Source organism: Roseobacter insulae, from assembly GCF_019375555.1.
Classification (GTDB): Bacteria; Pseudomonadota; Alphaproteobacteria; order Rhodobacterales; family Rhodobacteraceae; genus Roseobacter; species Roseobacter insulae.
In genome coordinates, this window is the sequence record NZ_JAHXDN010000007.1 from 154,924 (window position 1) to 170,365 (window position 15,442).

At 61.4% G+C, this 15,442-nt stretch carries 14 protein-coding genes; 6 read left to right on the plus strand and 8 right to left on the minus strand.

Features of this window, described 5'->3' with window-relative positions:
• Positions 1-7 precede the first annotated feature (7 nt).
• Complete coding sequence (locus tag KX928_RS21605) at positions 8-688, minus strand: Hint domain-containing protein (RefSeq protein WP_219506892.1); 681 nt, start codon at positions 686-688, stop codon at positions 8-10.
• 237 nt (positions 689-925) lie between these two features.
• Positions 926-1,582, minus strand: coding sequence for a sulfotransferase family 2 domain-containing protein (locus tag KX928_RS21610; RefSeq protein ID WP_219506902.1), 657 nt, complete (start codon positions 1,580-1,582; stop codon positions 926-928).
• 140 nt (positions 1,583-1,722) lie between these two features.
• Here KX928_RS21610 and KX928_RS21615 point away from each other — a divergent pair, with 140 nt between their 5' ends.
• Both KX928_RS21615 and KX928_RS21620 read left to right on the plus strand, forming a co-directional pair.
• Entirely contained in the window at positions 1,723-3,354 is a 1,632-nt protein-coding gene (locus KX928_RS21615; RefSeq protein WP_219506903.1) for an AMP-binding protein, read from the plus strand.
• A gap of 103 nt (positions 3,355-3,457) precedes the next feature.
• Positions 3,458-4,471 carry a hypothetical protein gene (locus KX928_RS21620; RefSeq protein ID WP_219506905.1) on the plus strand — a complete coding sequence of 338 codons (1,014 nt, stop codon included), beginning with the start codon at positions 3,458-3,460 and terminating at the stop codon, positions 4,469-4,471.
• On the opposite strand, the gene KX928_RS21625 is transcribed toward KX928_RS21620, so the two are convergent.
• The 6 genes from KX928_RS21625 to KX928_RS21650 all read right to left on the minus strand — a co-directional run bounded on the left by KX928_RS21625 (position 4,468) and on the right by KX928_RS21650 (position 9,999).
• Positions 4,468-5,052, minus strand: coding sequence for a hypothetical protein (locus tag KX928_RS21625; RefSeq protein ID WP_219506906.1), 585 nt, complete (start codon positions 5,050-5,052; stop codon positions 4,468-4,470). The two genes, KX928_RS21620 and KX928_RS21625, sit on opposite strands and share 4 nt — an antisense overlap.
• 139 nt (positions 5,053-5,191) lie before the next feature.
• Complete coding sequence (gene upp / locus KX928_RS21630) at positions 5,192-5,824, minus strand: uracil phosphoribosyltransferase (RefSeq protein WP_219506908.1); 633 nt, start codon at positions 5,822-5,824, stop codon at positions 5,192-5,194.
• Positions 5,825-5,923: 99 nt separating this feature from the next.
• Positions 5,924-7,126: a phosphopentomutase gene (locus KX928_RS21635; protein WP_219506909.1), complete on the minus strand. Its 1,203-nt coding sequence runs from the start codon at positions 7,124-7,126 to the stop codon at positions 5,924-5,926.
• A complete protein-coding gene (locus tag KX928_RS21640; protein WP_219506910.1) occupies positions 7,126-8,442 on the minus strand; it encodes a thymidine phosphorylase in 1,317 nt (438 codons plus the stop codon). Before KX928_RS21640 ends, KX928_RS21635 begins: the two co-directional genes overlap by 1 nt.
• The gene (locus KX928_RS21645; protein WP_219506911.1) at positions 8,439-8,828 is read right to left on the minus strand and encodes a cytidine deaminase; all 390 of its coding nucleotides are present in this window, start codon (positions 8,826-8,828) and stop codon (positions 8,439-8,441) included. Before KX928_RS21645 ends, KX928_RS21640 begins: the two co-directional genes overlap by 4 nt.
• Positions 8,829-8,913: 85 nt before the next feature.
• Positions 8,914-9,999, minus strand: coding sequence for a cupin domain-containing protein (locus KX928_RS21650; protein WP_219506912.1), 1,086 nt, complete (start codon positions 9,997-9,999; stop codon positions 8,914-8,916).
• A 185-nt stretch (positions 10,000-10,184) separates the two neighbouring features.
• On the opposite strand from KX928_RS21650, the gene KX928_RS21655 reads away from it, so the two are divergent.
• The 4 genes from KX928_RS21655 (at position 10,185) to KX928_RS21670 (ending at position 15,336) form a co-directional block, all read left to right on the plus strand.
• Positions 10,185-12,458, plus strand: coding sequence for an NADP-dependent malic enzyme (locus tag KX928_RS21655; RefSeq protein WP_219506914.1), 2,274 nt, complete (start codon positions 10,185-10,187; stop codon positions 12,456-12,458).
• A 165-nt stretch (positions 12,459-12,623) separates the two neighbouring features.
• Positions 12,624-12,881 (plus strand): hypothetical protein, encoded by a 258-nt coding sequence (locus tag KX928_RS21660; protein ID WP_219506916.1) that lies wholly within the window; start codon positions 12,624-12,626, stop codon positions 12,879-12,881.
• Positions 12,882-13,053: 172 nt separating this feature from the next.
• On the plus strand, positions 13,054-13,374 hold the full coding sequence (locus tag KX928_RS21665; protein WP_219506918.1) for a hypothetical protein: 321 nt from the start codon (positions 13,054-13,056) through the stop codon (positions 13,372-13,374).
• A 69-nt stretch (positions 13,375-13,443) separates the two neighbouring features.
• Entirely contained in the window at positions 13,444-15,336 is a 1,893-nt protein-coding gene (locus tag KX928_RS21670; RefSeq protein WP_219506920.1) for a propionyl-CoA synthetase, read from the plus strand.
• Positions 15,337-15,442: the final 106 nt, after the last annotated feature.

Below are 15,442 nucleotides of genomic sequence, written 5' to 3' on the forward strand. Positions count from 1 at the left end.
TATCCTGTCAGGCAACAAGCACCATTTCCGTGGCGCCAAACACATATCCACCACTTTGCACCAGCGCCTGGCGCGCAACCTCGCTGTCGCGCAAAATGTCCCGGGCGTGCTCTGCCGACATCACATCGTAAAGCACTTCTGACGGCGCCATCATGTCCTGCAGCAACACGACGCCGCGCGGACAGTGGATCAACAATCCGCCGTCAATGTAGATCACCTCGTCCCGCGCGAAGTAGAAGGTGATGAGTTCAACGGGATGGAGCGGCGGGCTGCGGTGGATGCCGCACAGTCCCTCCAAAGCCTGTGCAGGCACCACCGCAAAAGGATCCCCCAAAGGATCCGAGGCCGCATCGCTTTCCAGCATCACGCCCTGATCGGGCAGAAGCGTGACGTCCTGCGCATTGCCAAGCGCCCCCGCGGGAATGACAACCGGCCAGAACCCCGGCGCAACTTCCGTGCCCTCTGTCCAGATCGTCGTGCGCTGGATGTCCACGATGGGCTGAACGCCATTGTCGAAAGTCAGCACCTTGTCCCCGACTGTCAGCGCCTCTGCCGCGCGCCACCCGAAATTGGACGCGACCCGGGTTCCGGCAATCAGGCCATGGCTGACCGGCATCGCTGTTTTGGGCGTCCTGACCCGCCGATCAGGTTTGGCCGAGACGTTCACACTCCATCCGTACATCTTCATTTACATCCCCAGTCAGTCGTGCGCCCGAACGGTGGCAGTGGCGCTGTTTTCGCACCATCAGACGACGACCAAAGCGTGTCCGCTCTTGGCCACGAATGCGGCGCATCTGGGGCATTGTTTCCATCATAACGTGTAATAAATCTATGACGGGAGAGATTAGGAGGCTAAATGAAACAATTATTCGCCGATTGTGCCAAAATCTTGCTCATTGGTTAACCAATACCCTCTTTCCGAGAATCAGCCCTTCGGATCGTACCGGTACCCGAAGCGGGCGATATCCTCGGCGCAGACGTCCGCCACAAGGTCGCGCGTCGGCCCGTCGTAGTAGCGCTTGTAGTCGGTGTTTCGGTCGGATCGGTTGAGATGAGGCATGCTCAGCGAGAAGCCAAGATGATCTTCCACGGGGGCGATGTCCTGACGAAAGGCCTCAAGACGGATAAAGCAGGTGCATCGCGCAACGCCCGTCGCATCGCGCAGGTAGCTGCTGGCAGGCGACCGCCGCAGGCTCATCTGCACGTCCCGGTCGCGCAAGAAGTCTTTGAAACACACTGCCTTTGCCGTCACGACACTGGGGTGATGAAATGCCTGATCCTTCAGCCAGTGGTAATAGCTGACCATGCGGTCCCATGGGTTGCGCACCAGAGTGAACACGAGCATTCCGCTCAAGGCGTCAGATGATACGACACCTTCGATATCGGCCAGCGTCGAATGCTTCCACAGCCGCCCCCTGGACTGCACCCCGATGAGGCGACGCCTGCGCCGGCGGGCCTTGGGGGTATCGCCGATCAGCAGGTCGTCTTTCATCGCGCGCTCTTCCAGCGCCATTGCCAGCGATGTGCCACCGGTCTTCGGAATGTGCACGAAAATATACCGCCTGCCCGGCGAAATGATCATCTGTTGCACCTGTGTGATCCGGGCGAAAGCACAAGGGTCCTCCAATTGTATGACAATTCGCTTTTCAAATGCCGCAAAAACAATATCGTAAGAGCCGCGTTGCGCTTAACTTACATAATGCGACCGGGGAGGGAAATCACATGGGCTGGATGACTGACGAGACAGGATTGGAAAAATGTGCCGCCAACTATGTGCCGCTGACGCCTCTGTCACACCTTCGCCGCGCCGCACATGTCTTTGCCAGCCGCACGGCTGTGGTTGATGGCGCACACCGTGTCAGCTACTCGGAATACTACGAACGCTGCAGCAGGCTTGCCTCCGCTCTGTCGCAGCTGGGGGTCAGCCGCGGCGATGTCGTTGCCACCCTGATCCCGAATGTCACGGCGCAGGTCGAAGCTCATTTTGGCGTGCCTGCCTGCGGTGCCGTTCTCAACACGATCAACACACGGCTGGATGTCGATACCGTCAGTTACATCTTCGACCATGGTCAGGCGCGGGTCGTTCTGGTCGACACGCAGTTTCTTGATCTGGCGGAGGCTGCCTGTGCGCAGATGAAGGGCACAGCGCCGATTCTGGTCGAAGTCCCGGACCCGGCGGGAGGCTATCCCGCGTCCGGAAGGCACCGGATCTACGAAAAGCTGCTTGAGCAGGCCGATCCGGGATTTGACTGGATCATGCCAGAGGATGAGTGGGAAAGTCTGGCGCTCAACTACACCTCCGGCACCACGGGCCGTCCCAAGGGCGTCGTCTATCATCACCGGGGCGCATACCTGATGACGATGGGAACGGTGGTCAGCTGGCGGATGGTCCTGCATCCGATTTACCTGACGATCGTGCCGCTCTTTCATTGCAACGGCTGGAACCACACCTGGATGATGCCACTGATCGGCGGCACGATTGTGTGTTGCCGCGATATTACGGCCCCGGCCATCTTCGGGGCAATCGCCGACGAAGGGGTCACGCATCTGGGCGGCGCACCCATTGTTTTGAACATGCTGGTGAACGCGCCGGAAGAAGAGCGCCGACCTTTCGATCACGTGGTCGAAGTCTTTACCGCGGGCGCGCCACCGGCTCCGGCCACGCTGAGCAAGATCGAGGCGCTGGGTTTCAATGTCACACAAGTCTATGGCCTGACCGAGACCTATGGTCATGTCACGGAATGCCTGTGGCGCGCCGAGGACTGGGACGCGTTCGACAAACCGGAACGTGCTGCCATCAAGGCACGGCAGGGCATCGCCTTCCCGATGATGGAAGACATCACGGTCATGGACACGGACATGCAACAGGTACCCATGGACGGCAGCGCGCAGGGCGAGATCATGATCCGCGGGAACTCGGTCATGAAGGGGTACTACAAGAACCCCGCCGCGACGCGGGAAGCCTTTGACGGAGGCTACTTCCACTCCGGCGACATCGCGGTGCAGCATCCCGACGGCTACATGCAAATCGCCGACCGGGCCAAGGACATTATCATCTCGGGCGGAGAAAACATTTCTTCGGTCGAAGTTGAGGGCGTCCTGATGGGACACGAAGATGTGCTGCTGGCGGCGGTTGTCGCCAAGCCGGACGAAAAATGGGGTGAAGTGCCCTGCGCCTTTGTGGAGTTGAAACCCGGCGCGACAGGAGACGCGGCAGCGCTTATTGTTTTCGCACGGCGGACGCTGGCGGGGTTCAAGGCTCCCAAGCATGTGGTCTTTGACGAGCTTCCCAAAACCTCAACCGGCAAGATCCAAAAATTCGAACTGCGCAAACGCGCGCAAGATCTCGACTGATCGCCTGCGTTGAAAGCGCTCTTGCCTTCGGCACCCCATTGCCCAGACGCGCCCAGATGGTAAGCTGCCCGCAACCAAGAAAACCGAGCAGCAGCACACCGCGATGACGGCCCTCAAGAAATACGCCCGCCTCGAAGCAAGCGGTCTATGGCGCGCCTCGCCCGGCGATCAGCGCCGCGAGGTCGTTGTGTCGATCGGTGATGCGACCCTGATCATCTCTGACATGCAGGACAGGGCCATCACGCATTGGTCGCTTGCTGCGGTGCAACGGGCGAACCCGGGCAAACGACCGGCCGTTTTCTTCCCCGAGGGCGATCCCGGTGAAACGCTGGAACTCGCGGCAGCCGAGACTCAGATGATCGACGCGATCGAAAAACTGCGGCGTGCGGTCGAACGGACCCGCCCCAAGCCCGGCAGGCTCCGGTGGCTGGGCATGACGCTGTCGATTGCCGCTGTTGTCGCGGTCGGGTTGTTCTGGGTCCCGCAGGCATTGGTCAATCACACCCTGGCGGTGGTGCCGCAGGTCAAGCGGGTGGAAATTGGCGCCGCTCTGCTTGCCCGCATCGAACGAATGACCGGGTCTGCCTGCGCTGATCCCGCGGGGCTGCGCGCCCTCACCACCCTGCGGGCGCGTTTGGGGTCTGACAAGCTCATCATGCTGCCCGGAACCGTTCTGACCAGCCTGCATCTTCCCGGCGGCCACGTCCTGCTGAACCGTGCGCTCGTCGAAGACTTCGAGGAGCCGGATGTCGTGGCCGGCTACGCGATGGTTGAACAAAGCCTGTCACGCGCGCAGGATCCCCTGCGCGACCTGCTGGAGACAAGCGGCACATGGGCCAGCTTCCAGTTGCTGACAACGGGCAAGCTGAAAAGCGAAATACTGGACAGCTACGCCGAACACCTGCTGACCAAGAACCGGACACCCCCGGCACCGGAAGGCTTGCTGCCTGTGTTTGCGCAGGCTGAATTGCGCAGCACGCCCTACGCATATGCACGTGACATCACAGGTGAGACGGTACTGCCCCTCATCGAAGCAGACCCGATGGCCGGCGCCGCCTCAAGGGCTCTGCTGAGCGACGCGGATTGGCTACGCCTTCAGAATATCTGCGGTGGCTAATCGACCAGGCGGCGTGGCGTGGTGCTTGTCCAGATCTGCTTCATGTCAGCGTGCCCCTGAAGGGTTTGCTCGGCACGGCGGGGATTGAGCCGATCATCCTTCCAGACGGTGCGGTACCCCTTGGGCACAGAGACGTTCAGCGTCTGTTTCCGCTTGCGATACACATGACGGGGCATCACCCGCATGGTCGGCGTGACACCTTTGGAAGCCGCGTTTGCGGGGGTCACAACAGTGCCGACCAGGTTCGGCTCCGCCCGGCGCAACGGCACCGGACCCGGCGAACTGGCTTTCTTTGCGGCAGCCGGGACAACGGCCGCCTGCGCAGGTTTCGGCGTGATCACCACGGCCTCCTGCGGGGCCTGAGGCGTTGCGGAACGGACGGTAAAAGTTGGCTTGAGTCCGCAGATCAGCTTACGGTCGCGCGTGACGCGGGGCACCCATTGCACCGCGTCATCAATCCCGGCGCGGATAAAGGCGCACCCCGTGCTGTCGACATATTGCCTGCCCGTGTAGTTGACGGGCGGGAATTCCCGCGGCGTCACGGTGGCGCTTTGCGCCAGAGCCTGGATGCCCGCGGTCATTACAGATGCTGCAATCGTAAAGATCGCTATAATTCTGGTAAATTTCATCATTGCCCCCACAAGATATGGGGTCACGATGCCTGAATATCCTTTGTATGGCAAGACAAAGCACGGGTTCTACCGGCTCAAATCCGCTCAGTTATTTTGTGCCGAACATCCGGTCGCCGGCGTCCCCCAGTCCGGGAACGATATAGCCGATTTCATTGAGTTTTTCGTCAATAGCCGCGGTCACGATCGGCACATCCGGATGGGCCGCATGCATGCGTTCAATACCTTCGGGTGCCGCCAGCAGACACAGGAACCGAATATTCGTAGCACCCGCTTGCTTGAGCAGGTCAATTGCCGCGACGGAAGAATTCCCGGTTGCCAGCATCGGATCAACCGCAATTACCAGCCGGTCATCCAACCCTTCGGGCACCTTGAAGTAGTATTGCACCGGTTGGAGCGTCTCTTCGTCGCGGTACAGCCCGACAAACCCGACGCGGGCCGAGGGGATCAACTCCAGAACCCCGTCCAACAACCCGTTCCCTGCACGGAGAATGGAAATCAGCGCAAGCTTCTTGCCGGACAGCGTCGGGGCATCCATCGCCTGCATCGGCGTTTCGATACGTTTGGTGGTCATGGGCATGCCACGCGTGACCTCGTAAGCGAGAAGCTGGCTGATCTCGCGCAGCAATTGCCGAAAGACGGCCGTCGGAGTCTCCTTGTCCCGCATGATTGTGAGCTTGTGCTGGACCAGCGGATGGTCAACGACGGTTACGTGATTGCTCATGAGGGTACCTTTCTTCAATGCAAGCCCGGTGTAGACCCGAAGGCCGACCCGCTGCAACCCGGGCGGTGACCGGCGGGGCCGGACACCCGGCGCGGCGGGTCAATCGGTCGTGCTGTGGGGCTTCACGCCAAGATGACGCGCGACGATAGCCGCGACATCGGTGAAGCCGATGTGACCAAGCGCCTGCACCCCGACCCCCGCGATCAGCACGGGAACCCGTTCACGCGTATGATCGGTTCCGACCCACGTAGGGTCGTTGCCATGATCCGCTGTCAGGACCATGATGTCGCCGGGGCGCAGATGTTCCATGACCTTGCCGATTTCGTGATCGAACCATTCCAGTGCGCGGGCATAACCGGAAACATCACGGCGATGGCCATAAAGGCTGTCGAATTCGACAAAATTCGCGAAGGTCAGGCTGCCCTCTTCTGCCGTGAAGACAAGGTCGTTGAGGTGCTGCATCAGTGCCGCGTCGGATCCCTTGCGCACTTCGTCTATGCCCTGCATCGAAAAGATGTCGCCGATTTTTCCGACCGCATAGACCCTGTGCCCCGCATCCTGCACCCAATTGGTCAGGACGGGCTTGGGGGGCATGATCGCGTAATCGCGCCGATTGACGGTCCGGTAGTAGCCGTCTTCCGCATTGCCCAGGAAGGGTCGGGCAATCACGCGGCCAACCTTCATTTCGTGCAGATGCGGGGCCAGTTCCGCGCATAGTCCGAGCAATTTTTCCAGACCGAAGGTTTCTTCATGCGCGGCGATCTGGAACACCGAATCCGCAGAAGTGTAGCAAATCGGCCAACCGGAGCGCATATGCTCGGCGCCAAGCGCGCGAATAATCGTGGTGCCGGAGGCGTGGCAATTGCCCAAAATCCCCTCCGTTCCAGCCAGTTCGCAGGTTTTTGCAACCAGCTCCGCGGGGAAGGCCTCTTCTTCATTGGGGAAATAGTGCCACTCCCATGGCACCGGCACGCCTGCCAGTTCCCAATGGCCGGAGGGTGTGTCCTTGCCGCGTGATACCTCTGTCGCAACCCCCCATCCGCCAAGGGGTTCCTGCCCCAGGCCAAGCGCAAGGTTGCCGCTGGCCAGTTGGGCGGCACGGCCCAGACCAAGCCGGTCGAGGTTCGGCATCACCAGCGGACCCACGCGCGCCTCGGCGGCCGAGCCTTGCGCGCAGGCACGTGCGATGTTGCACAGCGTGTTCGCGCCCTCGTCGGAGACCTCGCCATTGAAATACGTGTGCGCATCGGGCGCGCCACCTATCCCGACAGAATCCATAACCACGAGAAACGCACGCGCCATCAGCCCACCCTTTCCCGGATCAGGTCCGGCAGCGAGGCAGGCTGTGACGGCGTGACCTGGATCGCGGCGCGGACATCTGCAACCGCCTTTTCGGCGGCATCCGGTCTGGCAGCATGCACCACCGCAAGCGGCTGACCCTTTGAAATCCTGTCGCCGAGCCGTGCAACCTGCCCGATCCCAACGGCCGGATCAACGCTGTCGCTTTCCACGGCACGCCCGCCCCCCAAAGCAACCACCGCCATGCCCAGTGCCTCACCGTCAATTTCACTGACATAACCCGCCGCGCGGGCCGGGACTTCGCGGATCACCGTTGCCTCGGGCAGGAACCGCGGCCAGTTTTCAACGAAGTGCACAGGCCCGCCCATGGCGGCGATCATCTTGCCAAATCGCTCAGCTGCGCGCCCGTCCTGCAACGCCTGCATGATCGCATCCGCACCGGCCTGAACATCCGCCGCAAGACCAGCATTGGCCAACAGCACCCCACCCAGCGCTGCGGATGTTTCCACCAGTGGCCCGCGTGCCTGCCCGGTCAGGATGCGCATAACTTCCGCGACCTCCAATGCGTTGCCGAGACTGGGCGCCAGCGGCTGGCTCATATCGCTGATGACGGCCGTGGTTTTGCACCCTGCGGCATTCGCCGTGTCCACCAGCGAGCGCGCCAGTCCCCGCGCCGCCCCGATATCCTTCATAAAGGCGCCACTGCCCACCTTGACATCCAGCACCAGCCCTTCAAGGCCGCCGGCCAGTTTCTTGGACAGGATCGACGCGGTGATCAAATCGAGGCTGTCGACGGTCGACGTCACATCGCGCACGGCGTAAAGCCTTTTGTCCGCCGGGGCGATATCACCGCTTGCGCCGACAATGGCGCATCCGGCCTGCGCAACGACCTCGCGAAATCGCGCCTCCTCCAGCTGCGTGGCAACGCCCGGGATTGCCTCAAGCTTGTCCAGCGTGCCGCCGGTATGCCCCAAACCACGGCCAGAAATCATCGGCACATAGGCACCGCAGGCCGCCAGCGCAGGCGCAAGGAGCAGTGATACACAGTCCCCCACGCCACCGGTGGAATGCTTGTCGAGAACCGGGCCATCCAGATCCCAGCGCAGAACCTTCCCACTGTCACGCATGGCGAGCGTCAAGGCCACCCGTGCCTCCTCGTCAAGGCCCCGGATACAGATGCCCATGGCAAAAGCACCGGCCTGGGCATCGCTGATCACGCCATCCGCAAGCCCTCCCGCCAGCCATTGCAGGTCTGTCGCCGGCAGTGGCTCGCCATGCCGCAAACGGGCCAGCAGTGCGCGGGCGGTGGTCTGGGTCATGAATTCATGTGATCCGCAGTGAACACGCCCGGCAGCAGCTCGGCGACCGTGGTCTTCTGTTCGGTGCCGCCGGTGGTTGCCATGGTGACCGGCACATCCCCATGCGCAAACTCCGCCAGTTTCTGGCGGCACCCGCCACAAGGTGTGACGGGCATTGGTGACCCGGCAATGACATAGGCTTCCGTCAACGCCGTCTCGCCCGCCGCCACCATGGCGGCAATTGCGCCCGCCTCGGCACAGGTGCCTTCGGGAAAGGCGACATTCTCCACATTGCAGCCTGCGTAAATCGTGCCGGAGGCGCCCCGGATTGCCGCCCCGACCTTGAAACCGGAATAAGGAGCGTGCGCATTCTCGCGCACAGCTGTTGCTGCCTCTTTGAGCGACATGGATCGGCCTTTCAACATCGTCAATCACCCTGCAGGGTGTCTGTTGATGCCCACCAATGCAAGAGCGCAAACAGGATAACCCGAATTACCCCACTGTCGTCTCGAAAACGCCCGGCAAAGAGACTTCCAGCAATTCGACATCCGCTGAAGGCTCCGCGTAGCGCACGCGCATGCCGGGCGGAATCACGAAGGCGTCTCCCGGCGTCAGCCTGTGCGGATCACGGCCTTCGCCTTCAAGCACCATGCTGCCCGCCATCACGAAGGTGAACAGGATATCGCTGTCGTGACTGTACCATGCGCTGTCCTGCGCATCACGGCGCACCACGTGCACCCCTGCAACGTTGCCGGTGTGTTCCGCAATCGTGGTGTCAAGGCTTTGAAAACCGGGAATACGAAACGGACCCCACACCGCGCTCTCCGCCTTGTGATGCACAAATCGCTGCCCATCGAAAACACGATCGGGATTGGCGGGACCATTCGGCAACTCCATCTCGTGATCGATCGTCGTGACATGTTCGGCGGGCACGCCGATTTCGATAACCTCGATATTATCGGAGGCAAACAGCACGCGGTGCCTGATCTGTGGCGGCTGGATCACGCAATTGCCCGCCTGCAACCGGAACGGCTCTCCCTGATCCTCGTAGACGAGGTCAACCCATCCCTTGTAGCAGAAGATCAGCTGAAATCCGACGGTGTGATAATGCACCATGTCCGGAACGGGACCACCGTCGGGGATACGAATGTGGCTTGCGATGATCGACCCGCCCAGCCTGTCGGGGATCAGGTCGCGGTAATGCATGCCCGCGCGCCCAATCACCCAGGGCGCCTGGTCTGCAAGCCGCCGCACCACAAAACTGTGCACTGTTTCCGGCATCACCATTGGTGTCTGCAAGGGCAAGATCTCGATCCGTGTGCCGTTAGGTGCCCGCAGGTGTGTCTCGCCGTTGGCAAATGTCTCGGGTGTCTCGCTCAGAATACGCAATCTGCCCGGCGGCGTATCCGCCCCCTTCTCGATCCGCACCCGCACCCCATGCCCTGAAAAAACCGCAACCGTCGGATCATCCGCAGGAAAAATCATATCCATCCGCATGCCCAACACCTTGGTGAAAAAGGGAATATCGTCACGCAGCTCCTGCGTGGGCAACAATACCTCGGCCTGGATCTCGCTCATCAGTCTTCTCCGAAAACGCCTGCCAACACTGCGTCAGCCTCACCGGAATGACAACCGCTTGGCTTTCTCTGGTTTACAAGTATCCCGGGGAGTTTGAGGGGCAGCGCCCCTCATCAAAACAGCACCTTGGCGCGCCCCCGGGACTGGTTTAATGCTAAACTATCTCTGGAGGAGGCACCCGTTACATGACCGACAATAGTAATCTTCGGCAAGCCGCGCTTGATTACCATGAATTCCCCAAGCCGGGAAAACTGGAAATTCGCGCCACAAAGCCCCTGGCCAACGGTCGCGATCTGGCCCGCGCCTACTCTCCGGGGGTTGCCGAGGCATGCCTCGAGATCAAGGCAGACGGGGCCACGGCCTCGCGCTACACGGCGCGTGGCAATCTTGTTGGCGTTGTTACCAATGGCACTGCCGTTCTGGGGCTTGGAAACATCGGCGCTCTCGCCTCGAAACCGGTGATGGAGGGCAAGGCGGTTCTGTTCAAGAAATTCGCGGGCATTGACTGCTTCGATATCGAGGTGGAGGAATCCGATCCCGAAAAACTGGCGGAGATCGTATGCGCACTGGGACCGACCTTCGGCGCCATCAACCTCGAAGACATCAAGGCGCCGGACTGCTTCACGGTTGAGCGTATTTGCCGCGAACGCATGAACATCCCGGTGTTTCACGATGATCAGCATGGCACCGCCATCGTCGTTGGGGCCGCCGCGAAAAACGCGCTGCAAGTGGCAGGTAAAAAATTCGAAGACATCAAGATCGTCTCAACGGGCGGCGGCGCGGCTGGTATCGCCTGTCTCAACATGCTGCTCAAGCTCGGCGTCCAGCGCAAAAACGTCTGGCTCTGTGACATTCATGGCCTTGTCTATGAAGGTCGCGAGGTCGACATGAACCCGATCAAGTCCGAATATGCGCAACGGTCAGAGCTGCGGACCCTGGATGACGTGATCCCCGGTGCGGACCTGTTTCTGGGTCTCTCCGGTCCGCGGGTGCTGGATCCTGAAATGGTGGCGAAAATGGCGGATCGTCCGATTATTTTCGCGCTTGCCAACCCGACACCCGAGATTCTTCCCGACCTTGCGCGCGAGGTTGCTCCCGATGCGATCATCGCGACGGGGCGGTCGGATTTTCCAAACCAGGTCAATAACGTCCTGTGCTTTCCGTTCATCTTTCGGGGCGCCCTGGACGTCGGCGCCACCACCATCAATGACGCGATGCAACTGGCCTGCATTGACGGCATCGCCGCCCTAGCGCGTGCCACGACCTCGGCAGAGGCCGCCGCCGCCTACCAGGGCGAAGAGTTGACGTTTGGCGCTGACTACCTGATCCCGAAACCCTTCGACCCGCGCCTCGTCGGGGTTGTCTCTTCCGCCGTGGCAGAGGCGGCGATGGAAACCGGTGTCGCAACCCGTCCGATCGAAGATCTTGATGCCTACCGGGACAAGCTCGACGGCTCGGTGTTCAAATCCGCCCTGCTGATGCGGCCCGTGTTTCAGGCGGCGCGCACGTCGCCGCGTCGTATCGTGTTTGCCGAAGGAGAAGACGAGCGCGTGCTGCGTGCCAGCCAGGCCATGCTGGAAGAGACCGTCGAGCGCCCCATTCTCATCGGCCGGCCCGAAGTGATCGAGCGGCGCATCGAAAAAGCAGGCCTGACCATTCGCCTGGGCAAGGATGTCGATCTGGTCAACCCGGAGAACGATCCGCGTTACCGCGACTACTGGGAAAGCTACCATGAATTGATGGCGCGGCGCGGTGTGACGCCCGATCTTGCACGGGCGATCATGCGCACCAACACAACCGCCATCGGCGCGGTCATGGTGCACCGCGAAGAAGCCGACAGCATGATCTGCGGCACTTTCGGAGAGTTCAGGTGGCACATGAATTACGTGCAGCAAATTCTCGGAAATAAATCACTTAATCCCGTTGGTGCCCTGTCGATGATGATCCTCGAAGACGGTCCTCTGTTTGTGGCGGATACGCAGGTTCACCTGCACCCGGACCCGCGGCAGATCGCCGATATCGCCATCGGTGCCGCGCGTCACGTGCGCCGTTTCGGAATCGAGCCGAAGATCGCCTTTTGCTCGCAATCGCAATTCGGCAATCAGGGCGAAGGCACCGGCGGGCGCCTGCGCGGTGCGATTAGACTGCTGGACGAAGCAGGCCATGATTTCTGTTACGAAGGCGAGATGAACATTGATACGGCCCTCGATCCCGATCTGCGCACCCGCATCTTGCCCGGCAACCGGATGGAGGGTGCTGCAAACGTTCTGGTGTTTGCCCATGCCGATGCCGCCTCGGGGGTGCGCAACATTCTCAAGATGAAGGGCGGCGGGCTGGAAGTCGGGCCCATCCTGATGGGCATGGGCAACCGGGCGCATATCGTGTCACCGTCGATTACAGCACGCGGCCTGCTGAACATGTCTGCCATCGCCGGCACACCCGTCGCGCACTACGGATGACGGGGCCCCGCGCCGGCACGCCCAGACAAGATGCCGACAGCCTGGGCAGTTGTGCGCGGTGGTTATCGCGCAACCATGGCTGCCGTCAATTAGCGGTTGTTGCCGGGCGTCACCGGGCTGTAAACTGATGTCATGATCTGCCAGTGACAAGAAGGATCCGACGCGATGACGATAACCCGAAACCTGCTGGCCAGCGCTCTTCTTGTCAGCGCCTGTGCCACCGTAACCGATCAGACTGTGAGCAGCGTGGTCGTGAATGGTGACTCATATGAAGTCCGGACCCGCATGATTGAGGGCCCCGGCGGCAGCTACGAGACGTCAAGCGCGCGGGTGAACAACCAGTACTTCCTTTGCCGAAGAAACAGCCCCGGCGATTGCGAAGCCGCCGTGCGCCGCGGTTTGGAACGCCTCCCATTCGAGTGATCGACCCCGCCACCGTCACCGGGATTCATTCACAGTTGCTCACTTGCGGTCGAGAAGCCGTCAGTTCCCGGGTTTGAAGACCGTCACGCGCCTACATCGGGTTTCAGATGGCGGCAATACCGGACCGTTCCCGTCCTGATCTCCGCCACCAGATCAGAGAAAAGGAAATTTCATGACCCAGATAAGCGCACCCTCCCTGACCCTCAGTGCCGTACTCGTCCTCTCCGCATCAGCCGGGTTTGCTGCCACGAAATCAGGCAGCATCACTGTCTACGGACAGGAGTACAAAACCATCACGCGGGAGTTTCAACACCGCGGCGAAACAGTTCTGACGGGTGAAGTCCGCGTCTACAATCGCAGTTGGGGCTGCGATACAACACGCCCCGGCGATTGCGAAGAAGTGGCAAAGCGCGTGCTGAATTCCAGCGGCGCCCGCACCGTGGAAGGCGCTGCGGCCAGCGCGATCCGCGAGATTATCCGCACCCCGGGCTGACCCGCCTCTTGCTCTCCCCCTCGCCTTGGGCGTAACCATGGTCAAAAGGCAAGTGGGGGAGACAACGCCATGACTTACCGTGATGTTTACCAATCCAGTCTGGCGGATCCGGAGAAATTCTGGATGTCGGCGGCGGAGGCAATCGATTGGACAACACCCCCCAGCAGGGCGCTGTTTGACCGTGGCGACAACCTTTACGAATGGTTTGCGGATGGCCTCCTGAACGGATGCTACAATGCGGTGGACCGTCACGTCGAAGCCGGACGCGGCGCGCAGGCCGCAATCATCCACGACAGCCCGATGACCGGCACCAAAACCACTGTCACCTACGCTGACCTGCAGCAGCGGGTTGCCGCGCTTGCCGGGACGCTGGTGGCGCAGGGGGTGGGCAAAGGGGATCGCGTCATCATCTACATGCCGATGGTGCCCGAGGCGCTGGAAGCAATGCTGGCCTGCGCGCGGATCGGGGCGATCCATTCAGTTGTCTTTGGCGGTTTTGCGGCCAACGAACTGGCGGTGCGGATCGACGATTGCGCACCCAAGGCCATTCTGGCGGCCTCCTGCGGGTTGGAACCCGGGCGGGTGGTCAAATACAAACCCCTTCTGGATGGCGCGATAGAGCTTGCAGACCACAAGCCGGACGTCTGCCTGATCCTGCAACGCGATGAGGAGCGCGCCGAGCTGATCCCCGGGCGCGATCTGGACTGGCACGCCGCGCAGGAAGGGGTCACGCCTGCCGACTGTGTTCCTGTCGAGGGCAATCATCCTGCTTACATCCTTTATACCTCTGGAACGACCGGCGCGCCGAAGGGCGTGGTGCGCCCAACCGCCGGCCATCTGGTCGCGCTGAACTGGACGATGAAGAACATCTACAATGTCGATCCGGGCGATGTGTTCTGGGCCGCCTCCGACGTGGGGTGGGTCGTCGGTCACAGCTACATTTGCTACGCGCCCCTCGTGCATGGCAACACTACCGTGGTATTTGAGGGCAAGCCGGTCGGCACGCCCGATGCAGGCACCTTCTGGCGCGTGATCGCGGAGCATAACGTGCGCAGCTTCTTCACGGCACCCACGGCCATTCGGGCGGTCAAACGCGAAGACCCCAAGGGGCTGGAGCGCCGGAAATTCGATCTGTCGGGGTTGCGTGCGCTCTACCTCGCGGGCGAAAGGGCCGACCCGGACACCATCGAATGGGCGCAGGACATTCTGGGCACCCCGGTGTATGACCACTGGTGGCAGACCGAAACCGGCTGGACCATCGCCGGCAACCCCGCCGGGCTGGAGGCGCTGCCGGTCAAGATCGGCTCGCCCACGGTGGCGATGCCGGGATATGACGTGCAAATCCTCGACGAGGCAGGCCACCCGATGCCACCCGGCGAACTGGGCGCGATCGCGGTCAAACTGCCGCTGCCGCCGGGCACCCTGCCGACCCTGTGGAACGCGACGGAGCGGTTCCGCAAAAGCTACCTGAATGCCTTCCCCGGCTATTACGAGACGGGTGACGCGGGTATGATCGACGCCGACGGATATCTCTATATCATGGCGCGCACCGATGACGTGATCAACGTTGCGGGTCACCGTCTCAGCACCGGAGCGATGGAGGAAGTGCTGGCCTCTCACCCCGATGTCGCCGAATGCGCCGTTGTGGGTGTCTCCGATCAGCTCAAGGGCCAGTCGCCGCTGGGGCTCGTATGTCTGACCACGGGCGTCAACCGCCCTCATTCGGAGATCACTGCCGAATGCGTCAAACTGGTGCGGGAAAAGATCGGACCCGTGGCCGCCTTCAAAAACGCGCTTGTTGTCGACCGCCTGCCCAAGACACGGTCCGGCAAAATCCTGCGGGCCACCGTGGTCAAGATCGCCGATGGGGTTGATTTCAAGATGCCGGCGACCATCGACGATCCTGTCATCCTCGATGAGATCAAGACGGCACTGCAGACCATCGGCTATGCACAAGGCTGAAATCAGGCACCCAAAGCGCGCCCATACCAGAGCCAATGCAATTGGCTGCTTTGAGCCCTTAGTTACCGATGCTGCGCCTCGCACGAACGTACAAAAAAGGGTGGTT